The 18688-nt window shown below is 41.3% G+C and carries 18 protein-coding genes; 12 read left to right on the top strand and 6 right to left on the bottom strand.

What is annotated here, in order from left to right; translation table 11 throughout:
* Positions 1 to 180: 180 nt before the first annotated feature.
* The 3 genes from DUT71_RS00380 to DUT71_RS00370 all read left to right on the top strand — a co-directional run bounded on the left by DUT71_RS00380 (position 181) and on the right by DUT71_RS00370 (position 4800).
* Complete coding sequence (locus DUT71_RS00380; protein WP_240186814.1) at positions 181 to 2535, top strand: PIG-L family deacetylase; 2355 nt, start codon at positions 181 to 183, stop codon at positions 2533 to 2535.
* Between the two features lie 21 nt (positions 2536 to 2556).
* A complete protein-coding gene (locus DUT71_RS00375) occupies positions 2557 to 2961 on the top strand; it encodes a GxxExxY protein (RefSeq protein WP_113660580.1) in 405 nt (134 codons plus the stop codon).
* Positions 2962 to 3090: 129 nt separating this feature from the next.
* Complete coding sequence (locus tag DUT71_RS00370; protein WP_113660579.1) at positions 3091 to 4800, top strand: sodium:solute symporter; 1710 nt, start codon at positions 3091 to 3093, stop codon at positions 4798 to 4800.
* Positions 4801 to 5176: 376 nt separating this feature from the next.
* Here DUT71_RS00370 and DUT71_RS00365 read toward each other — a convergent pair whose 3' ends face one another.
* Positions 5177 to 6025 (bottom strand): DUF2911 domain-containing protein, encoded by an 849-nt coding sequence (locus tag DUT71_RS00365; RefSeq protein ID WP_113660578.1) that lies wholly within the window; start codon positions 6023 to 6025, stop codon positions 5177 to 5179.
* Between the two features lie 91 nt (positions 6026 to 6116).
* On the opposite strand from DUT71_RS00365, the gene DUT71_RS00360 reads away from it, so the two are divergent.
* The gene (locus tag DUT71_RS00360) at positions 6117 to 6896 is read left to right on the top strand and encodes an SDR family oxidoreductase (RefSeq protein WP_162795906.1); all 780 of its coding nucleotides are present in this window, start codon (positions 6117 to 6119) and stop codon (positions 6894 to 6896) included.
* A gap of 86 nt (positions 6897 to 6982) precedes the next feature.
* On the opposite strand, the gene DUT71_RS00355 is transcribed toward DUT71_RS00360, so the two are convergent.
* The gene (locus DUT71_RS00355) at positions 6983 to 9298 is read right to left on the bottom strand and encodes a Tex family protein (RefSeq protein WP_205313801.1); all 2316 of its coding nucleotides are present in this window, start codon (positions 9296 to 9298) and stop codon (positions 6983 to 6985) included.
* A gap of 454 nt (positions 9299 to 9752) precedes the next feature.
* On the opposite strand from DUT71_RS00355, the gene hflX reads away from it, so the two are divergent.
* From hflX to DUT71_RS00330, 5 genes are all read left to right on the top strand, one after another.
* Positions 9753 to 10952 carry a GTPase HflX gene (hflX, locus tag DUT71_RS00350; protein WP_113660575.1) on the top strand — a complete coding sequence of 400 codons (1200 nt, stop codon included), beginning with the start codon at positions 9753 to 9755 and terminating at the stop codon, positions 10950 to 10952.
* 83 nt (positions 10953 to 11035) lie between these two features.
* Positions 11036 to 11419, top strand: coding sequence for a 30S ribosome-binding factor RbfA (gene rbfA, locus DUT71_RS00345; protein WP_113661059.1), 384 nt, complete (start codon positions 11036 to 11038; stop codon positions 11417 to 11419).
* 18 nt (positions 11420 to 11437) lie between these two features.
* A complete protein-coding gene (trhA, locus tag DUT71_RS00340) occupies positions 11438 to 12073 on the top strand; it encodes a PAQR family membrane homeostasis protein TrhA (RefSeq protein ID WP_113660574.1) in 636 nt (211 codons plus the stop codon).
* Between the two features lie 60 nt (positions 12074 to 12133).
* Complete coding sequence (locus DUT71_RS00335; RefSeq protein WP_113660573.1) at positions 12134 to 12787, top strand: TonB family protein; 654 nt, start codon at positions 12134 to 12136, stop codon at positions 12785 to 12787.
* A gap of 3 nt (positions 12788 to 12790) precedes the next feature.
* Positions 12791 to 13186, top strand: a complete 396-nt coding sequence (locus DUT71_RS00330; protein WP_162795905.1) for a hypothetical protein — start codon at positions 12791 to 12793, stop codon at positions 13184 to 13186.
* Here DUT71_RS00330 and DUT71_RS00325 read toward each other — a convergent pair.
* The gene (locus DUT71_RS00325; protein WP_113660571.1) at positions 13176 to 14054 is read right to left on the bottom strand and encodes a diacylglycerol/lipid kinase family protein; all 879 of its coding nucleotides are present in this window, start codon (positions 14052 to 14054) and stop codon (positions 13176 to 13178) included. The genes DUT71_RS00330 and DUT71_RS00325 overlap by 11 nt on opposite strands.
* A gap of 52 nt (positions 14055 to 14106) precedes the next feature.
* Between DUT71_RS00325 and DUT71_RS00320 the strand changes: the two genes are divergently transcribed.
* From DUT71_RS00320 to aat, 3 genes are read left to right on the top strand one after another with little or no spacing between them, the layout of a single operon-like run.
* Entirely contained in the window at positions 14107 to 15084 is a 978-nt protein-coding gene (locus tag DUT71_RS00320; RefSeq protein WP_113660570.1) for an App1 family protein, read from the top strand.
* A gap of 13 nt (positions 15085 to 15097) precedes the next feature.
* Positions 15098 to 15496 carry an META domain-containing protein gene (locus tag DUT71_RS00315; RefSeq protein ID WP_162795904.1) on the top strand — a complete coding sequence of 133 codons (399 nt, stop codon included), beginning with the start codon at positions 15098 to 15100 and terminating at the stop codon, positions 15494 to 15496.
* A gap of 41 nt (positions 15497 to 15537) precedes the next feature.
* Positions 15538 to 16173, top strand: a complete 636-nt coding sequence (gene aat / locus DUT71_RS00310) for a leucyl/phenylalanyl-tRNA--protein transferase (RefSeq protein ID WP_113660568.1) — start codon at positions 15538 to 15540, stop codon at positions 16171 to 16173.
* Positions 16174 to 16206: 33 nt separating this feature from the next.
* On the opposite strand, the gene DUT71_RS00305 is transcribed toward aat, so the two are convergent.
* The 3 genes from DUT71_RS00305 to DUT71_RS00295 all read right to left on the bottom strand — a co-directional run bounded on the left by DUT71_RS00305 (position 16207) and on the right by DUT71_RS00295 (position 18660).
* Complete coding sequence (locus DUT71_RS00305; RefSeq protein ID WP_113660567.1) at positions 16207 to 16788, bottom strand: TlpA family protein disulfide reductase; 582 nt, start codon at positions 16786 to 16788, stop codon at positions 16207 to 16209.
* Between the two features lie 2 nt (positions 16789 to 16790).
* Entirely contained in the window at positions 16791 to 17705 is a 915-nt protein-coding gene (locus tag DUT71_RS00300) for a M28 family peptidase (protein WP_113660566.1), read from the bottom strand.
* 253 nt (positions 17706 to 17958) lie between these two features.
* Positions 17959 to 18660 carry a DUF4397 domain-containing protein gene (locus DUT71_RS00295; RefSeq protein ID WP_113660565.1) on the bottom strand — a complete coding sequence of 234 codons (702 nt, stop codon included), beginning with the start codon at positions 18658 to 18660 and terminating at the stop codon, positions 17959 to 17961.
* Positions 18661 to 18688 lie beyond the last annotated feature (28 nt).

The raw sequence follows: 18688 nt of genomic DNA, 5'->3' as shown, positions 1-18688 counted from the left end.
GGAATGAAAATAGACATACATCTGCAGCTTGTAAAAATATACGATAAGTTCTGCAAACAATGTTCCATTTCAAGAGGCTTTTACAAAATTTAACTATTTTAGCGATACAACCAATACAGAATGAACATCAAGAGATTTTTTCTTGCTGCTATGCTATTGCCATGCTTTTTAAAGGCGCAAATGCAACAACCAAATGCGGCCGAAATTGCACAGGGCATTGCCAGCTTGTCTATCAAAGGCAGCGTACTTTACATTGCGGCCCACCCCGATGATGAAAATACCAGGTTACTGGCCTACTTGGCAAAAGAGGCCAAGGTAAGGACCGCTTATTTATCATTGACCCGAGGAGACGGTGGCCAAAACCTTATTGGAAATGAACAGGCTGAGCTTTTAGGGCAGATTAGAACGCAGGAATTGCTGGCGGCTCGTAGCGTTGATGGTGCGGGACAGTTTTTTAGTAGGGCAAATGATTTTGGCTTTTCTAAAACCTCTGCAGAAACTTTTAAGATTTGGAATAAGGAACAGATCCTGGCCGATGCCGTTTGGATCATCAGAAAGTTTAGGCCGGATGTAATTATTACCCGTTTCCCCGAAGATGCCAGAGCTGGGCATGGGCATCATGCGGCCTCTGCAATTATTGCAAGAGAGGCTTTTATCGCCGCTGCGGACCCAAAACAATTTCCAGCGCAATTGAAAAAAGGCGTAACGATATGGCAGGCCAAGCGTATTTTATGGAACACCTACAATTTTGGCGGAAATAACACCACGGCACCAGATCAGCTCAGGATAAATGTGGGGGTTTACAACCCTCTTTTAGGGAAAAACTACGGCGAGATTGCGGCCATTAGCCGTACCAATCACAAAAGCCAAGGTTTTGGCTCAGCTTTGCAGCGGGGCGAGGCCTTTGAATATTTTAGCCATACCGCTGGAGAGCCTGCAAAAACTTCCTTGTTTGATGGAATTAACATTGCCGTGGGCAACAAGGAGGTCATCAGCCTGTTGGCAAAAATCCAGCAGCAGTACCAACTTAGCCAACCCGCGGCTTCGTTGCCTGATTTGTTGAGGTTGAAAAAGCTTGCCGCAACAGAACAGGGTTTTAACCATCAGCTGTTAGACCAGGTTATTGCGGCCTGTGCCGGGTTGTGGGCCGAAGCAGTGGTTCCAGAAACAAGCTATGCCGTGGGCGATTCCATTGCAGTTACGGTAAATGCGATTTACAGAGGCATTACGCCATTGAAAATAAGGGCTATAATAAATGGTAAAGGAATTGATTTACAGGAAAACCGCTTGTCGTCTACCAAATATAGCATCAAAGCCAATCCATCAGATATTACCCAACCTTGCTATCTCAAAAAAGAACACCCTGTAGGTTATTACATAATCGATAAACAGGAGGAAATTGGCTATCCAGAAAACCCTGGCAGCTTAACTGTAAAAGCAATATTTAGCTTAAATGACGAGCAGATAGCGTTTAGTTTGCCTATTTTGCATAAATCAACCGATCCAATAAAAGGTGAACTTTACCAGCCCTTGGTAGTTGCACCGCAGGTAACGGCTAGTTTGAATGACCAGGCATATTTATTTGTAAACCACCAGCCAAAAACGGTTGAAGTAAACCTAAAAAGTTTTACCAAAAATGCAGAAGGTGAGCTCATCCCTGTTTTGCCTAGCGGATGGACAGCTAATCCAGAAAAAGTCGACTTCAAGTTTTCCCAAAAAGGCGATGTACAGTTGGTCGTTTTTCAAATTACCCCAGGTGCAGGCTCAACGGCAGGAGTGCTTCGCCTGCATGTAAAAGTAAATGGGCAAACAGAAAGCAAAGGGTTTAGAACCATCCGTTATGACCATATCCCTAATATTAACCTGTTCCCGGAAGCTGCCGCGAAATTGGAAGTAACAGATTTGAAAATTGCAGGGAAACGCATTGCCTATATTGATGGCGCGGGAGATTTGGTGGCCAATGCCTTGCAGCAAGTGGGCTATCAGGTGGTGCATTTGAGCCCATCGCAGGTATTGCTAAATGACCTTTCAGCATACGATGCAATTGTTACCGGAGTGAGATTTTTTAATGTAAACGAAGAGGCAAAAAATATTCACTCGAAGTTGATGGACTATGTGAAAAATGGTGGGGTTTTGTTGGAGCAGTATAATGTAAACAATGGGTTGAAATCGAACGTTTTTGGACCCTATCCTTTTAGGTTGGAGAACAAACGAGTGACAGAGGAAGATGCGGTGGTTACTTTTACTAAACCTGCCCACGCAGTCCTTAACTACCCTAATAAAATTACCAGCAAAGATTTTGAGGGCTGGGTACAGGAACGGGGCCTTTATTTTGCGGATGATATTGACCCTAAATATGAAACTGTTTTAAGGATGAACGACACTGGCGAAACCGCTAGCGATGGCTCGCTTTTAATTGCCGATTACGGGAAGGGAAAGTTTGTTTATACTTCGTTATCGTTTTTCAGGCAGTTGCCCGCGGGCGTTTCTGGAGCCTATCGTTTGTTTGCGAATTTATTGGCGAAGCCACTGTGATTTTTTGATTAATCGATTCCTATGATTAATGAACAATACAAGTACTCAGAATTGACTTCTAAAATTATTCGTTGTGCAATGAATGTACACAGCGAACTTGGGAATGGATTTCAAGAAGTAATTTATCAGCGAGCTTTAGAGATTGAAATGCGACTGGAGAATATCGCTTTTAATCGTGAATTCGAAATGCCAATTTTTTACAAAGAACGAAGAATTGGGACACGAAGAGTGGACTTTTTAGTTGAAGGAATAATTTCTGTAGAGCTCAAAGCAAAAACGCAATTAGAAGATGTGCATTTCGCTCAAGCAATTAATTATTTGGAGGCTTATAATTTAGAAGTAGGTTTACTAATTAATTTTGGAGAAAGAAGTTTAAATTTCAAACGCTTAAGCAATAAAAAATATAAACCAGCACCGCTATCATAAAAATCAAATGAATAATAGTAAAAATGAACTACCGCCATTTGTAAAAAGCTGGAAACAGTTTTATTACCTGCTACTATTTTGGCTGGTGTTACTCATCGCTTTGTTTTACGCTTTTACCAAATATTTCCAATGAGTAATTTAGATTGGGCAGTGTTGCTCGTTACCCTATTGGGGATTGTAGGTTACGGCGTTTATAAAAGCCGTGGTACCCGAAGCATGGATGCCTATTTGTTAGGCGGACAAAGCATGCCTTGGTATACCGTTTGCCTTTCGGTAATGGCCACCCAAGCCAGTGCCATTACTTTTTTATCGGCCCCAGGTTTAGCTTACTCTTCGGGAATGAGTTTTGTGCAGTTTTATTTTGGCCTGCCATTGGCGATGATTGTATTGTGTATCACTTTTGTGCCTATTTTCCATAGACTGAAAGTGTACACTGCGTACGAATTTTTAGAGCAGCGCTTTGACTTTAAAACCAGGGCGTTAACCGCTTTCCTTTTTTTGATCCAAAGGGGGCTATCTACTGGAATTACCATATACGCACCAGCCATTATCCTTTCCACCATCTTAAATATCAATGTTACCTATACCACTTTGTTTATGGGCGGATTGGTTATTTTTTATACCGTTTTTGGCGGAACCAAGGCTGTTTCGTACACACAGCTGCTACAAATGACGATCATTTTTTGTGGTTTGTTTGCCGCCGGAGTGATGGTGGTGCACCTGTTGCCTGAAAGCGTTGGCTTTGGCAAGGCCATTGACATTGCTGGAAAAATGGGACGTACCAATGCCATTGATTTCGATTTTAGCTGGACCAATCCCTACAATGTTTGGAGCGGCATTATTGGAGGTTTCTTTTTACAGTTATCGTATTTCGGGACTGACCAAAGCCAGGTAGGCAGGTATTTAACGGGCTCGTCAGTAGGGCAAAGCCGATTGGGATTGTTGATGAACGGCTTGGTAAAAATTCCAATGCAGTTCCTGATCCTGTTGATTGGCGTTTTGGTGTTTACCTTTTACCAGTACAACAAAGCACCGCTGTTTTTTAATAGTTACGAATTACATAAACTTGAGCGCAGCGAACATAGGGCCGAACTGGCAAATATCCAGTTAAAGCACGATCGGCTTTTTGAAAAGAAGAAGCAAGAAGTGGAAAAACTGGATGCCGCCTTGTCTGCCAATAACCAAGCGTTGATTAACCAACAACGTACATTGGTAAAGCAGTATGACGAAGAAGGCAAAACCATTAGGGAAGAACTGAAAGCTTTAATGATAAAAAACGATGCCGATGCTGCGACTAATGACAACAACTATATTTTCTTAAGCTTCGTAACCGAGTATCTCCCAAAGGGATTGATTGGCTTATTGATTGCGATTATTTTTCTGGCCTCAATGGGTTCAACGGCCAGTGCCTTAAACTCTCTGGCTTCTACCACAGTGGTGGATATTTACAAGCGCTTGATTAACAAAAGTGCTAATGACGGACAATATGTGAATGCTTCGAGATGGGCAACCATTTTGTGGGGCGTAGTATGTATCATTATGGCTTTGTTTACCAGTAAAATTGGCAATTTGATAGAAGCCGTGAATATTTTAGGCTCTTTTATTTACGGGACTATTTTGGGTGTGTTTTTAGTGGCTTTTTATTTGAAAAATGTGGGAAGCAAAGCGGTTTTTTATGCCGCTATTTTATCGGAAGCAGTGGTTTGCGTTTTAGGATTTAACGAGGTGGTAGCTTATTTATGGTTGAACGTTATTGGCTGCTTAGGTGTAGTAATTTTTGCTTATTTGTTCCAAAATTTGATCAAGGAAAAAGCGGTTGAAATAGAGGTGCCAGTTTAAATTCGACTTACAGATTTTTCGTCATTGCGAGCTTTGCGAAGCAATCTTAAAGCGTAAGTCTTTAAATAAGTTTGTCTTTGCGAGTTCTTATGGGATTGCGGTAAAAATAAATAAACGCTAAGAAAAAAAGAGTTAGCGAAGAACGCAAAGTTTTTGTTTTCCAAACCTGATTGAGCGGATTAGCCCGCAGCCCCTGAGTTTATCGAAGGGCGAGGACTATGAGCGAAAGCAGGACTGCTGTTTGATCGTAGTAAAGGCATTGCTTTACCAAAAAAAAAACAAGCATTCCCCTAGAAAAGTTATTTAAAAAAAATGGAGAAACCTTATTTAAAAGATTTCTCCACTCCTTACAGTCGGTCGAAATGACGACTAAATATTACTTTTTCGTTTCTTCCAATAGCTGGGTATTTAAACGAATGTACTCCTCATTTTTGATTTTGGTAGCAATTTCAACGCCTTCTTTTGCTGTTTTTGCTGCACCAGCCTTGTCGCCCATTTTCAATTGTACTCGGCCTTTCCAAAGTTTTACCCAAGGAGCATCGGTCATTTGTTTTTCGGCTTCGTTCATCCACGCTAAAGCCGTTTTTAAATCTTTGCCATTGCTGTAGTAGTAAATTGCCGATTGGAAGTAAGGTTTTTTCTCGCCTTTCATCGCTTCTGCAATACTAGCCATTACCCTTTCGTCCACAGAAGTAGTAAGGTTCACGTTCACCAAGGTATTTTCCCATGATAATTGCAATTGTGCCGATGTATCATAAACATTAGCAAATTGGATGGTGAAGGTTTCTACTTTCTCTTTAAGCGCAATTGGCTTTACTTTCACACGTAAAACATCGTTAGCTTCGCTATAAGTATAGGCACCCCATTCTTTAACTCCTTTGTTAAAAATAATGGTCCATTCGGTTTTGCCAGGGATGGTAAACAAAGCATATTCGCCAGCAGGTAAATCTTTGCCTTCAACTTTAATGGCGTCGGTAAATTTAACTACCGTAGCAGAGTTTGCTCCAGTGCGCCAAACTTTATCGTAAGGCTCTAGTGCGCCAAATATTTTACGTCCTTTAACATTTGGGCGAGAGTAACTTACGCTGATCTTGCCTAAACCAAAATCTTGTGAAATGGTTTGTGGTGTGCTGGGTTGCGGCATTTTTAAGCCCTGGGCCTTAAGGTTTTGGCCCAAGATAACCAGTACAAAAAGTACTAAAACGAGTTTAATTGATGATTTCATCTTTTTTTATATTTGTTGAGTTGCGCCCTAAAATTACAGAATAAATCTTTCATGATTGCGGCTGCTTAGAATTATGTTATTTTGCAAACAAATGGAAAATAAAACAGTCGGAATTTTAGGGTGTGGCTGGTTTGGTTTGCCTTTTGCCAAAACCTTGGTGCAATTAGGTTATAAAGTGAAAGGATCAACCACAAGTGCAGAGAAGTTGAAAGACTTGGCAGCACTGGGCATTGAACCTTATCAGATTAATTTGAATGACAATGGCGAATTGCCTGCTGAGTTTTTTAAAGTGGATGCGCTGTTTGTAAATGTGCCGCCGCGAGCAAAATCGGAAGCGGTTTCTACTTATCCGGATAAATTAAGGGCGGTGGTCAAGGCAGCCGAAGGAAAAGTGAAGCAAGTTGTTTTTATCAGTTCTACGGGTGTTTTTGAAGACGGTAATTTTAAGATCGATGAAAACTCGAAACCTCAACCTGATACTGATGCGGGTAGGGCATTGTTGGCCGCTGAAGAATTATGCAGTAAGAACGAGCAGTTTACAACCACTATCATCCGCTTTGCGGGATTAATAGGCCCCGGTAGAAATTTGGCTAAATTTTTTACAGGGCGAAACGGGGTGCCCAACGGAAAAGCGCCTGTTAATTTAATTGCTTTGCAAGATTGCATTGGCATTTGCTTACGGCTGTTAAATACAGAAGCTTTTGGAGGGATTTACCATGCGGTGATGCCGCAGCATCCTAGCCGAAATGAGTTTTATACTGAACTGTGCAAAGCTTCAGGAATGGAAAAGCCTATTTTTAAAGACGAGTTACTGGCTTGGAAAGAAGTTAACTCGGTAAACGTGGCTAACAGGTTAAAGTTACACTTTTGAAGTTAAGGATTGGTTGGAGTGGATGAAAACCGCTTCATGGTAATTAAACCTTGCCAAGGGGAGTAATTGGCAAGGTTTAACGGTTTTTATTTAAACATCCCTTTTAGTTTGGCCAGCTTTTCTTGCAAATCGCCATCCACTTGCTTTTCCTTTTTAGGCTGATGTTGGTTAAACGGTTTTCGATGTTGGTCGTTACGTTTTTGACCATCACCTTTATGCCGATCCGCTTTCTGGTTTCCGTCTTTGCTCTTTGTTGCCTGTTCTTTACTCTGGCTAATTTCTTCCTTCATTGATAGGGAAATTCGTTTGCGATCCACATCTACCTCGGTTACGGTAACCTGAACCACTTGGCTCACTTTGACCACTTCGTTAGGGTTGGCTACAAACCTGTTGGCTAATTGGCTGGTATGCACTAAACCATCCTGATGAACACCTATATCTACAAATGCCCCGAAATTGGTAATATTGGTCACAATGCCTTTCAGCTTCATCCCTTTTCTCAAGTCTGCAATGCTGTTTACCCCATCGGCAAAACTAAATGCTTCAAACTGTTCACGAGGGTCGCGGCCAGGTTTGGCCAGTTCCTTAAGAATATCTTGTAAGGTAGGTAACCCAACCTCCGTGCTTACATATTTTTGTAGGTTGATTTGTTTTTGAAGATTGGTGTCGCCCATGAGTGTGGCTACGGAAACGCCAAGATCAGCGGCCATTTGGTTTACCAGGGCATAACGTTCGGGATGTACACCGCTGCTATCCAAGGGTTGTTCGGCATGGCGAATGCGCAAGAAACCCGCCGCTTGTTCAAAGGCCTTATCGCCCAAACGAGGGACTTTTTTCAAGCTTTCGCGGTTTTTGAAAGCGCCGTTTTTGCTACGGTAGTTGACAATGTTCTGCGCCAAGCTTTCGCCTAATCCAGAAACGTATGCCAGTAATTGTTTTGATGCCGTATTTAACTCTACGCCCACAGCATTTACACAGCTCATCACGGTATCATCTAAGCTTTGTTGTAGCTTAGTTTGGTCAACATCATGTTGATATTGACCCACGCCAATAGATTTGGGATCTATTTTTACCAGTTCTGCCAACGGATCCATCAGCCGGCGGCCGATAGATACCGAGCCACGTACCGTAACATCGTGATCAGGAAATTCTTCTCTGGCCAATGGCGAAGCCGAATAAATAGAGGCGCCACTTTCATTCACCATCACCACAGTAACATCTGCCAGGTTTAATCCACGTACAAAACTTTCGGTTTCTCTACCCGCCGTTCCATTCCCAATGGCTATGGCTTCTATTTCATATTTCTCGCAAAGCTGGCGCACTTTCCATTCTGCATCTTTAATGTTTCCTTGTCCGGTATGCGGATAGATGGTGGTGTTTTCCAGCAAGTTCCCCTGCTTGTCTAAACAAACTACCTTACAGCCCGTTCTGAAACCTGGGTCAATGGCCATGACGCTTTTTTGTCCTAAAGGAGCGGCCATTAACAACTGCCGGGCATTTGCGGCAAAAACCCGAATGGCTTCTTCATCTGCTTTTAGTTTAATGGCAGTTCTTAGTTCGGTTTCCATTGCAGGGCGAAGTAGTCGTTTATAGCCATCGTATATCGCTAATTGCACTTGTTTGCTGGCACTGTTATTTCCGGTGATGAACTGACGCTCCAATAGTTCAATGGCTTCTTCATCCGGAGGGAGTACATCTAACTTTAATAGGCCCTCGTCTTCACCTCTTAGCATAGCCAACACACGGTGCGAAGGTGCATTTTTAGCATTTTCTTCCCATTCAAAGTAGTCTTTATATTTCATGGCCTCGGTTTCTTTGCCTTTGGCTACCGTACTTTTATAGGTTGATTTTTGCTCAAAGTACTTACGCATTTTGGTTCGGGCGTCAGCATCTTCATTAATAATTTCAGCAATGATGTCTCTAGCGCCAGCCAGTGCTTCTTCTGTGTTGCCAACCCCTTTTTCGTCGTTTACATAAGTAGCGGCCTCTCCTTCCACATCTATTCTGCTTTGCGCCAGTATGCGTAGCGCTAATGGCTCTAATCCTTTTTCGCGAGCTACCGATGCACGTGTTTTGCGTTTAGGCTTGTGGGGTAAATAAATGTCCTCTAAAATAGCCAACGTTTGGGCGGCATTTAGTTGCTTTTCCAATTCGGGCGTTAGTTTCCCTAATTCCGTCAACGATTTTAAGATAGCCTCCCTACGTTTATCGAGTTCTTTTAATTGTTGAGCCAAATCTCTAATCGCGGCAATCTGTACTTCGTCCAAGCTGCCCGTAAGCTCCTTGCGGTAACGGGATATGAACGGAACAGAACCGCCTTCCTCTAAGAGTGTTAGTGTTGCGCTAACCTGCTTGCTATTGATGCTAAGTGCGCTAGAGATGTGTGATAAGTGCTGGTTCATCGTCATGATTTAAAGCGCTAAAATTATCATTATTAAATCAGATAAAAAGTCAAAACAAACGATAAGTGGAAAACTTTATATTCCCTTTTGTAAAGGAAATATGACACTAATGGCACAAAGTTTTTAAGCGCTGTTGGGGGAAATACTTGGAGCAATAAGGTAACAGTTAAGGCGGGTGTACCTGTAATAGGCATTACGGCCACTGGATATGCCGAAACTGGCGGGACAATTAAAGTTCAGATTTTGATAGATGGAAAAGTTGTCCAAGAAAATACAGGTTCAGGTACCGCACTAACCGCTTCAACTACCTACATGACCAATGCCAAGTAAAATTTAGTTAAAAATTATGGTAGGCGCTGTCCAATTGGACAGCGCTTTTTGTTTAAACACGATCTCCGGTGAGTTGTTATCTTAAATTAAACGGGAATAGATTTCGTATCTTTGTAATTATTCAATGGGAAAACAGAAATTTTATGATACGGCGCCCAAGCAAGAACGGGCGGTTTTGGTAGGGGTGGCCTTACCAGGAGAAAAAGCAGAACAAACCAAAGAGTATTTGGATGAGTTGGCTTTTTTGGTGAATACAGCAGGTGGCGTGGTAGAGAATGTATTTACACAACGCATGCAAAAACCCGATAGGGCAACCTTTGTAGGTACAGGAAAGCTAGAAGAAATACAAGCCTATGTAAAGGCCGAAGAAATAGACCTGGTTGTGTTTGACGATGAACTTTCACCTTCGCAACTGCGTAATATTGAGCGTGAACTGAAAGTGAAGATATTGGACAGGAGCAACCTGATTTTAGATATTTTTGCAGGAAGGGCACAAACAGCCCAAGCTAAAACTCAAGTGGAATTGGCGCAATTGCAATATTTATTGCCCCGCTTAACCCGTATGTGGACCCACTTGGAACGCCAAAAGGGGGGAATTGGAATGCGTGGCCCCGGAGAGAGCCAAATTGAGAGCGATAGAAGGATGATCTTGGAGAAAATTACCCTGTTGAAGGAACGTTTGAAATTGATTGACCGCCAGAACGAAACCCAGCGTAAAAACCGCGGGCAGTTAATTCGAGTAGCGCTGGTAGGATACACCAACGTAGGTAAATCTACCATAATGAACATGCTCTCCAAATCAGAGGTATTTGCAGAGAATAAGCTGTTTGCCACCCTGGATACTACCGTTAGAAAAGTAGTGATTGATAATCTTCCCTTTTTATTGTCGGACACGGTAGGCTTCATCAGGAAACTTCCACATCATTTGGTAGAGTGCTTTAAATCTACTTTAGATGAGGTGCGTGAAGCAGATATCCTAATCCATGTGGTGGATATCTCACATCCAAACTTTGAAGACCAAATCCACACGGTAAACGAAACCCTTAAAGATCTTGGCGCAAGAGATAAAGATACCATTATGGTGTTTAATAAAATTGATGCCTATGTGGTGCCAGAGCAAGATCAATTGGCAGCTGTTGACGAGCAAAAAGAGCCTTTAACATTAGTTGATTTTAAAAACACATGGATGGCGCATCATAATGCCCCGGCAATTTTCATTTCAGCTACGCGAAAAGAAAACGTAGAAGAACTGAAAGCCTTGCTATACGAAAAAGTAAAAGATATACATACCACTCGTTATCCTTACGATAAGTTGTTGTATTAAATGTTTAATAATTAAATTTTCGAAGAGGATTTTTATAATGTTTGAACATTGAATATGGAGAATTGGTAATTTTAGAAAAGAATATGGAAAGTAACAGACAAAAGAAGTTTGCAGGATTATTACAAGAGGAATTGGCCTCAATTTTTCAAAGAGAAGGAGCTGCTTATTTGCCCAATACATTGGTAACCATTACTAAGGTGCGCGTATCGCCTGATTTGGCCGTGGCCAAGGTTTACCTTAGTTTTTTAAACACCAATAATACTAGCCTATCAGTGGCTACGGTGAATTCGCATGCTGGCGAAATCAGATATAAATTGGGCTCTCGTATCCGCCACCAGGCTAGGGTAATTCCTACATTGTCTTTTTTTGTTGATGACACCAATGAATACGTGGAAAGAATGGACCAGATCTTTGATAAAATCGCAAAGGAACGTAAAGAGACCGAAGGCCAAGAGGGAGAAGATTAAGCTCAACAGCCATGAAAAATGAATAGATATATCCGCGAACCAGGAAATTTCATTACGCACTTTTTACCTGCGGTTTTGGCATTGCCCGGAACATATTTGTTATGGCAAAAATCGTCAACATTGTTGGAAGTAACTGCCGCAATGGTTTACGGGCTAGGAATTTTTTTGCTGTTTAGTGTAAGCGCCATTTACCATAGCGTACCCAAAACCCCTTACGGGATCCGTTTTTGGCAAAAATTTGACCACTGTTGTATTTACCTGATGATTGCCGGCTCCTTTACGCCTACCGCCCTCATTATTTTTGATGGTTGGTTGCGATGGTTGCTCTTTGGGCTGGTATGGTTAATTGCGGTATTGGGCTGCCTGCTCAAAATTTTCAATCGATTAAAAAACAAAGCGGTTTCCACCGGATTGTATATTGCCATGGGCTGCTTAATTATTCCGTTTATTGCTAAAATGGTGGCGGAAGTGCCAGTAATGGGCCTTTTTTGGCTTTTTTTAGGCGGTGTGTTCTATATCGGGGGAACTTACTATTATGCCAAGGATAAGCCTTTGCACAAATATCTGCACAGTCATGAGCTTTGGCATCTGTTCGTTAATTTCGGAGCCTTGTCCCATTATTTCTACAACTACGTTTATGTGTTTAAAGTTTAATTTGGCGTAACAATTAGGCTGGTACACTACGTTTTAGGTTTTAAATTCGTAAATTTAAGAATGCGCCGATTGATTTTAATTATCGTAGTAAGTGCTTTTTTTAGCGCAAGTGCCCAACAGCCAACGCTCAAAAATGGCTTGGAATCTTTTGTGAAAGCTAATACCATTTATCCCATGTTTGCGCTTGATAACTGCATTCAGGGCACTATTGAAGTGGGTTTCAAACTTAACAAGAAAGGAAAAGTTATTTATGCCGCTATTACCAAAGGCATAGGCGCTGATTTGGATGCTGAAGCATTGAGGCTGATTAAGCTGAGCAGTGGCAAATGGCAGGTGCCTGTTGGTTATGATACAACCTTTTTAATCCGTTCACCCATGAAATTTTCTTTGAAGGATTACGGCTGCGAAAATCTTAACCCCGCAAGTGCTGGGCTGGCAATCAATCGCTACAATGATGAAATGAAATCGATCAATAAAATCGCTAATTTTTATCGCAATGCGGCGCTGGGAATAGAGAATTTTACGGAAGAGACAGAAATCATAGCGCTTAAAGAAGAGCTCGGTATTGATGATCATTTTATGAACCGGAAAATTGCCATAGCCGAGAAAAAAATAGCACAGGGCGACTTGCAAAGCGCCTGCGAAGATTTTAAGTTTGTAAAATATATGGGCTTTAAAAAAGCGGATAAATCGCTTGCCAGATATTGTAAATAAAACATGCGTATACTTCTTCGTGCTTTTGCCTTTCTTGATCTGTTTTCGTTGTTGTTCATGATCCTGCAATTGGCTGCCATTGTTAACAATTTTGGCAAGCTAACGTTACTCTCTGATAAGGTGCAGAGCATTTTGATGTTTCCAATGTTTGTATTGGTTGCCGCAGGGGCTTATGGCTTGTTTTTTCAAAAAAAGATAGGCTTTATTAGCTACTATGTACAATTCCCGTTTAGGCTGTACCTTTGGGTGTTAAGCCTTGGCTTTATTACATTGCTGCCCGAAGCTCTCAGCAATTACGATGACAAATGGTTCCCAATTTTGCTGAAGGTTTGCTATGTGGGCGAGTTCATTAGGTTGTACCTGACCATAAAGGCACATTATAACGCCACTAAGGCATAATGATATTGATGGCGTTGGGGATTATCCTGGCCTCTACCTTATTGGTTTTGCCCATATATTCGCCATCAACCTGGAAATGGGCTTGATATTTAGTGCTGATTTTAACCTCCGAAGCCTGAAAGCTTTCAATTTTTTTGGGATTCCAGGGGAGCTTGCTAATCCAGATTTTCAAAATTTCCATTACGGCATATTCTTTAATAAGGATTACCTCAAAAACATCATCATCTAATTTTCCATCGGGATTAATCTGAAAGCCTGTGCCATATTTGGTAGCATTGGCAATTACCACCATTGCTGCACTGGCTTTTACGTTACGTGCCCCAACCTTAAATTGCACCTGCATTTTTCTGTGGTTCCAAAAGGCATGCCACGCTGATTTGGCATAGGTTAGCATCCCCCTAGTGGGCAGTTCATCAAATTTCTTTACCAAATAGGCATTAAAACCAATATCTGAAAGATGGATGCAAAGCTCATCGTTTACCATGGTAGCATGTATTTTATGGGCGCTTCCATGGGCCGCAACTTCTAGGGCTTCCTCAATATCCATGGGGATGTTCAGCTCTTTTGCCATACCGTTGGCCGATCCGGCCGGAATAATGCCAATGGGGGTTTCGGTATTTAGCAAGCATTCTGCCACCAGTTTCAAAGTGCCGTCACCGCCAACGGCAATCACCCTATCTGCGTTTGCCTTTGCAATTGCTTTTTTGATTTTGTCGATATCGCATTTACGAGGCAGTTCAAATATTTCTATCGTTGTTTCGCTTGCCGAAAAGTAATTGATAATCTGCTCGCTAAGGCTTTCGTCTCGGCTGCCAGAACCCTGGTTTACCACAAAGAGTAATCGTTGCTTTTTGTTTTTATAGGCCATCTTAATAATAATGTAATAAAAACAACAATGGGCCTACTCTGTTTTAAATAATATGGCAAAAAAATCTGCTCAGGTTAAAATTTATCATGGCTATGGCCATACACATAATTTGGTGGTTTATGGGCATGTATTCAGGTATAGGGCCAAAGCCGAACAAAGGTTTAGAAACAGCTTTTGGGTGAATTTGTGGCACGTGGTTAGGCTTTTCGTTTTAAAACCTTATCCCTTTGCGCAAGTTAAGCTCATGTTCAGGGGGCAGCATATTGCCACAAAGGCTGCCTATGATGGTTTCTTTAAAGTTGAATGGGAAGCTCAGGAAAATGTAGAAGCTGGCTGGCATACCGTTGAAGTAGCAGCCTACGACCAGAGCGGCGAAGAAATTGCCCGTTCAAGCGGAACAATTTATGTGCCCCACATTACACAATATGCGTTTATTTCTGATATTGATGATACGGTGATGGTGTCGCACTCCAAAACGGTGGCCAGGCGGTTGAGAGAGTTACTTTTGAGGAACCCACGTACCCGAAAAACATTCCAATCTACCAGATATCATTATGAACTATTAGCAGAAGCCCATACCAATGCAGCACAACCCAATCCTTTTTTCTATGTTTCCAGCAGCGAGTGGAATTTATACGATTACCTGGTGGAAACTTTTCGCTTTAACGGTTTCCCGGAAGGGACTTTCCTGTTGAATCAACTTAAGCGATGGAGAGATTTGCTAAGAACAGGCAAAACGGGTCATGAAGGCAAGCTTCTTCGGATCATGCGCATTATTGACGCTTTCCCTAATCAAAAATTTATATTCTTGGGCGATAATTCACAAAAAGATCCAGAAATTTATGCTAAAATTGCCGAAAAATACGGTGAAAACGTGGTGGCGGTTTACATTAGAAACGTGAGAAAATCTAAATTATTCGAAACCAAAGAAATATTGAATAAATTAGAGGAAAATAAGATCAGTACCTGTCTTTTTGAACATAGCGAAGATGCCATTGCCCATTCAAAGAAAATAGGTTTAATTAACTAAAATGAACTTAACAATGAAAAAATTAATGATTGCTCTTCTTGTAGTTTTTGCACTGCAGGCCTGTACCAAGGATTTGAAATTAATTAAACAGCAGGATACGAAGTGGGAACTTTCGGAATGGCCGGGTAAAACCTTGCCAACCGCCGCAAAAGCTACCTTAAATATTACCGGCGGAAATAAAATAGGCGGAAAATCTTTTTGTAACACTTACGGAGGCAGCGCAGTAATTAATGGAAACGCTATACAGTTCAGTAAAATTTTTGGCACCAAAATGTATTGCGAATCTGTAGGCGATGCCGAGAACAAATACTATGCGGATTTGGAAAAAGTAACCGCGGGGAAAGTTTCGGGCAACAAATTATATCTCTATCAAAATGAAACTTTGCTGCTTGTATTTTCAATGGCCCAATAGCCCTTTTAACCCAGGTTGCTGACTATTGCTTATTTTTTGACATGGTTTTCAGCTTGCCGCTCGATGAAATAGTTTTCCCAAATCCTGAATTAGCAGATGATGATGGACTATTGGCCGTTGGTGGCGATTTAAGCCCCGACAGGTTGATCTTGGCCTATCAGCACGGGATTTTCCCTTGGTTTAGTGAAGGAGATCCAATACTCTGGTACTCGCCCCATCAACGCTGTGTAATTTACCCCCATCAAATAAAGGTAAGTAAAAGTATGAGGCTGATCCTGAAGAGCAACATTTTTACGGTAACTGCCAATAAAGCTTTTGACCAGGTGATCAGTAATTGTGCAAAAACTCCTCGCAAGGACCAGCCCGGAACCTGGATTACCAAAGAAATGCAGGATGCTTATAACCATTTACATGACTTAGGCTGGGCACATAGTATTGAAGTTTGGCAGCATGAAAGCCTTGTAGGAGGTTTGTATGGCATTGGAATGGGAAAAGTTTTTTGTGGCGAAAGCATGTTCAGCTTAGTGAGCAATGCCTCCAAAGTTGCGCTAGTTTATTTATGTAAAGAATTTGAATTTGAACTGATAGACTGCCAGTTGCCCAATGACCACTTGCTAAGTATGGGCGCCGAAATGATAGATCGTAGCAACTACATGAAAATACTGCAAAAAGGCTGATTTTTTATTTCCTGGGTGTTCAATGCCCCTGTATTATTGGTTGCTCTTCCTTAGTTTTTCTATAAAGTCAATAAATTTTTGACTGTTATAATTGGCTGCTCCCGCATGTTGAAATGAAAGCCTACCTTTTTTGTCAAAAACAACCGTAGTAGGTAGTGAACCAGAAAAAATTTGCTCCGGAACGCTACTGGCCATTTGGTAAACAGGCATTTGATAGTTTTTTCTTTTCATGTAGCCACTGGCTTTTTCAAAATTGCTGTCGGCATCAAGCATTATGAAAACCACATCATCATAGCCTTTGTTTTGCTCATAAAGTTTATTGATGGAAGGCATTTCGGCCAAACATGGTGGGCACCAAGTTGCCCAAAAATTGAGAAATACTACTTTGCCCCTCAAGTCGTTTAAAGTAACGACCTGGCCATTTTGATCTTTAAACCTTAAATCGAGTACGGGTTGGACAACATTTTTCTCCGAAGATATGTTGGGATTGAACAGTCCGATCTGCATTAGGCCCTGCAACAAAAGAGCTTTGGCCGATGGAACAAATAGAAGTACCGCCAAAATTGCAATGAAAATGCCATTGGAAAGATATTTTTTAAAATGTTTTTTGTTCATCGCTATTGGGTTAATTTGAGCAAAGCTAAATAAATACCATCAATTACCTTAGCCATCCTGTTAATGTCCAAGGTTTCCATGGTGTCGGTTTTTTGGTGGTAGTTCTTGTTTCTATAAAACGACGTGTCGGTAATCATCATTGCGCTGTAACCAAAATTCCAGTAATTTAAATGATCAGAAAAATCTATTCCGGGTAAGGCTTTGGGAGCGGTGAATTTTTTGGTTTTGATTTTTTTTTGCTGCTTGAACTGCCTACAGAACTGTCGGGCAAATTTTCCTTTTCCAAATTTGTTCACCAAGGTGATGTAATTTCCCCTATTGCCGTAAAACCAAGATAAAATGCCCAAGGGATAAGTTTGGCTTTTTTTTGCGTCGCTAAAAAAGCCAATCATCTCTACCGACAACATGCCAAATACCTCAATTTTATGATCAGTTAGGTATTTGGCATGGATGTAACTGCCCATGTATTCGGTTCTAAAGTAAGGCGGTTCTTCCAAGGTGTAAGCTACCAGATCAATGCGCTTGTGAAGCTTTTGGCCAGCCAGTTGTTTTGCCAGCTCCAACAACGCCACCACGCCACTGGCATTATCGTCGGCACCTTCTTGTTCACCGCATACATCGTAATGTGCCCCAACAATAATGCGTGATTTGTTTTCGGTGCCAAAGGAGCAGATAACGTTCTTATAGGTTTTGCCCTCTACTTCATATTCCTGAAAAGAGACACTGTCGCTGTATAGAGAAAAATTTTTTTTGATATAAGCGGCGGTGATATTTAACTGTGCTATGTTTTGATGGTTGCGATAAGACGGTGTTTTGGTAATGTTTTTAAGATGGTTTTTGATGCTTGTGGTATCGGTATTGGCTAGGCAGCTAAAAAAACGGAATATCAAAAATAAGCTAAGTACTGATTTGGCCATTGTTGAGGGTTTGAATAAGATCTAAAGATAAAACCTTTTAATCCAAACAGGCCATGTTTGGGCAACAAGAAACCATTTAAATTTTGGCAGACAGTTAGCGCAGCAAACCCTGCGATAAAATTTACAGGCTGTTTTAAAAAGAGGAAAATAAAATCGCCATTGCGATTAAAGAAACTTATTGCTTAGACAATTGCTTTGGGTTTCTCAAAAATCGCAATGGCGATAAAGTATTTTAAAAATGTTTGGAAGATGCTTAGTTGCCGCTATGTAGGAACATTTTTGCGGAAAAGCCCAAGTCGCCGGTGTTGGCTTTTAGGCCTTTGGCATATATGGTGTAAATTTTGCCATCTTCAAATTTCGCATCAGCAATGGTGGCTTCAATGGCACCGCTTGTTGCATTTTTAATATTCAAGGTTACGCTTTGTGTAGCGTCTACTGCTTCAAATGCGCTAAACTCTTTAAATGCTTTGTTGGTAACCAAGTCTGTTGCCGCACCGCCTACATTTAGGCTTAAGCTGCCGCCATCAGGGCTTAAATTTACGAAGCGGACTTTTGCCTTACCTGTAGCTGGTTTTGCTAAATCATCTTCTAACATTAACAATTCGATGTTGGCAAGGGTGTTGGCTACAAAAAGCGAATAACCAACTTGAGGTTTTAAATTGTGTGTGATGCTTTTTAATGAGGTGGCGCTACCCTTTTTGGTAACATTAAAAATCCTGTTTCCGGCGTAAGCACTCAAATAGCCAATTTTATTCCCAAATTCGAAATCAGTAGCGGTAGCTCTGGAATTGTCAACATAAACATCTAAAAGTTCAGTGGTAGGAGATGCCTGAATAACGTTCAGGCCAGATACTTGTACTGGCTCATAATCTCTATCTAATTTTGAGCAAGATAAAAAACCTAAGGAAAGCACTAGCGCAGCGGCGATGGCTTTATACGTAAAAGAAAGTTTCATGATATGATAAAAATATTAAACAAATAGG

The organism is Pedobacter nanyangensis (assembly GCF_003313505.1).
Classification (GTDB): Bacteria; Bacteroidota; Bacteroidia; order Sphingobacteriales; family Sphingobacteriaceae; genus Pedobacter; species Pedobacter nanyangensis.
This window is presented reverse-complemented; position numbering and strand designations above follow the sequence as displayed.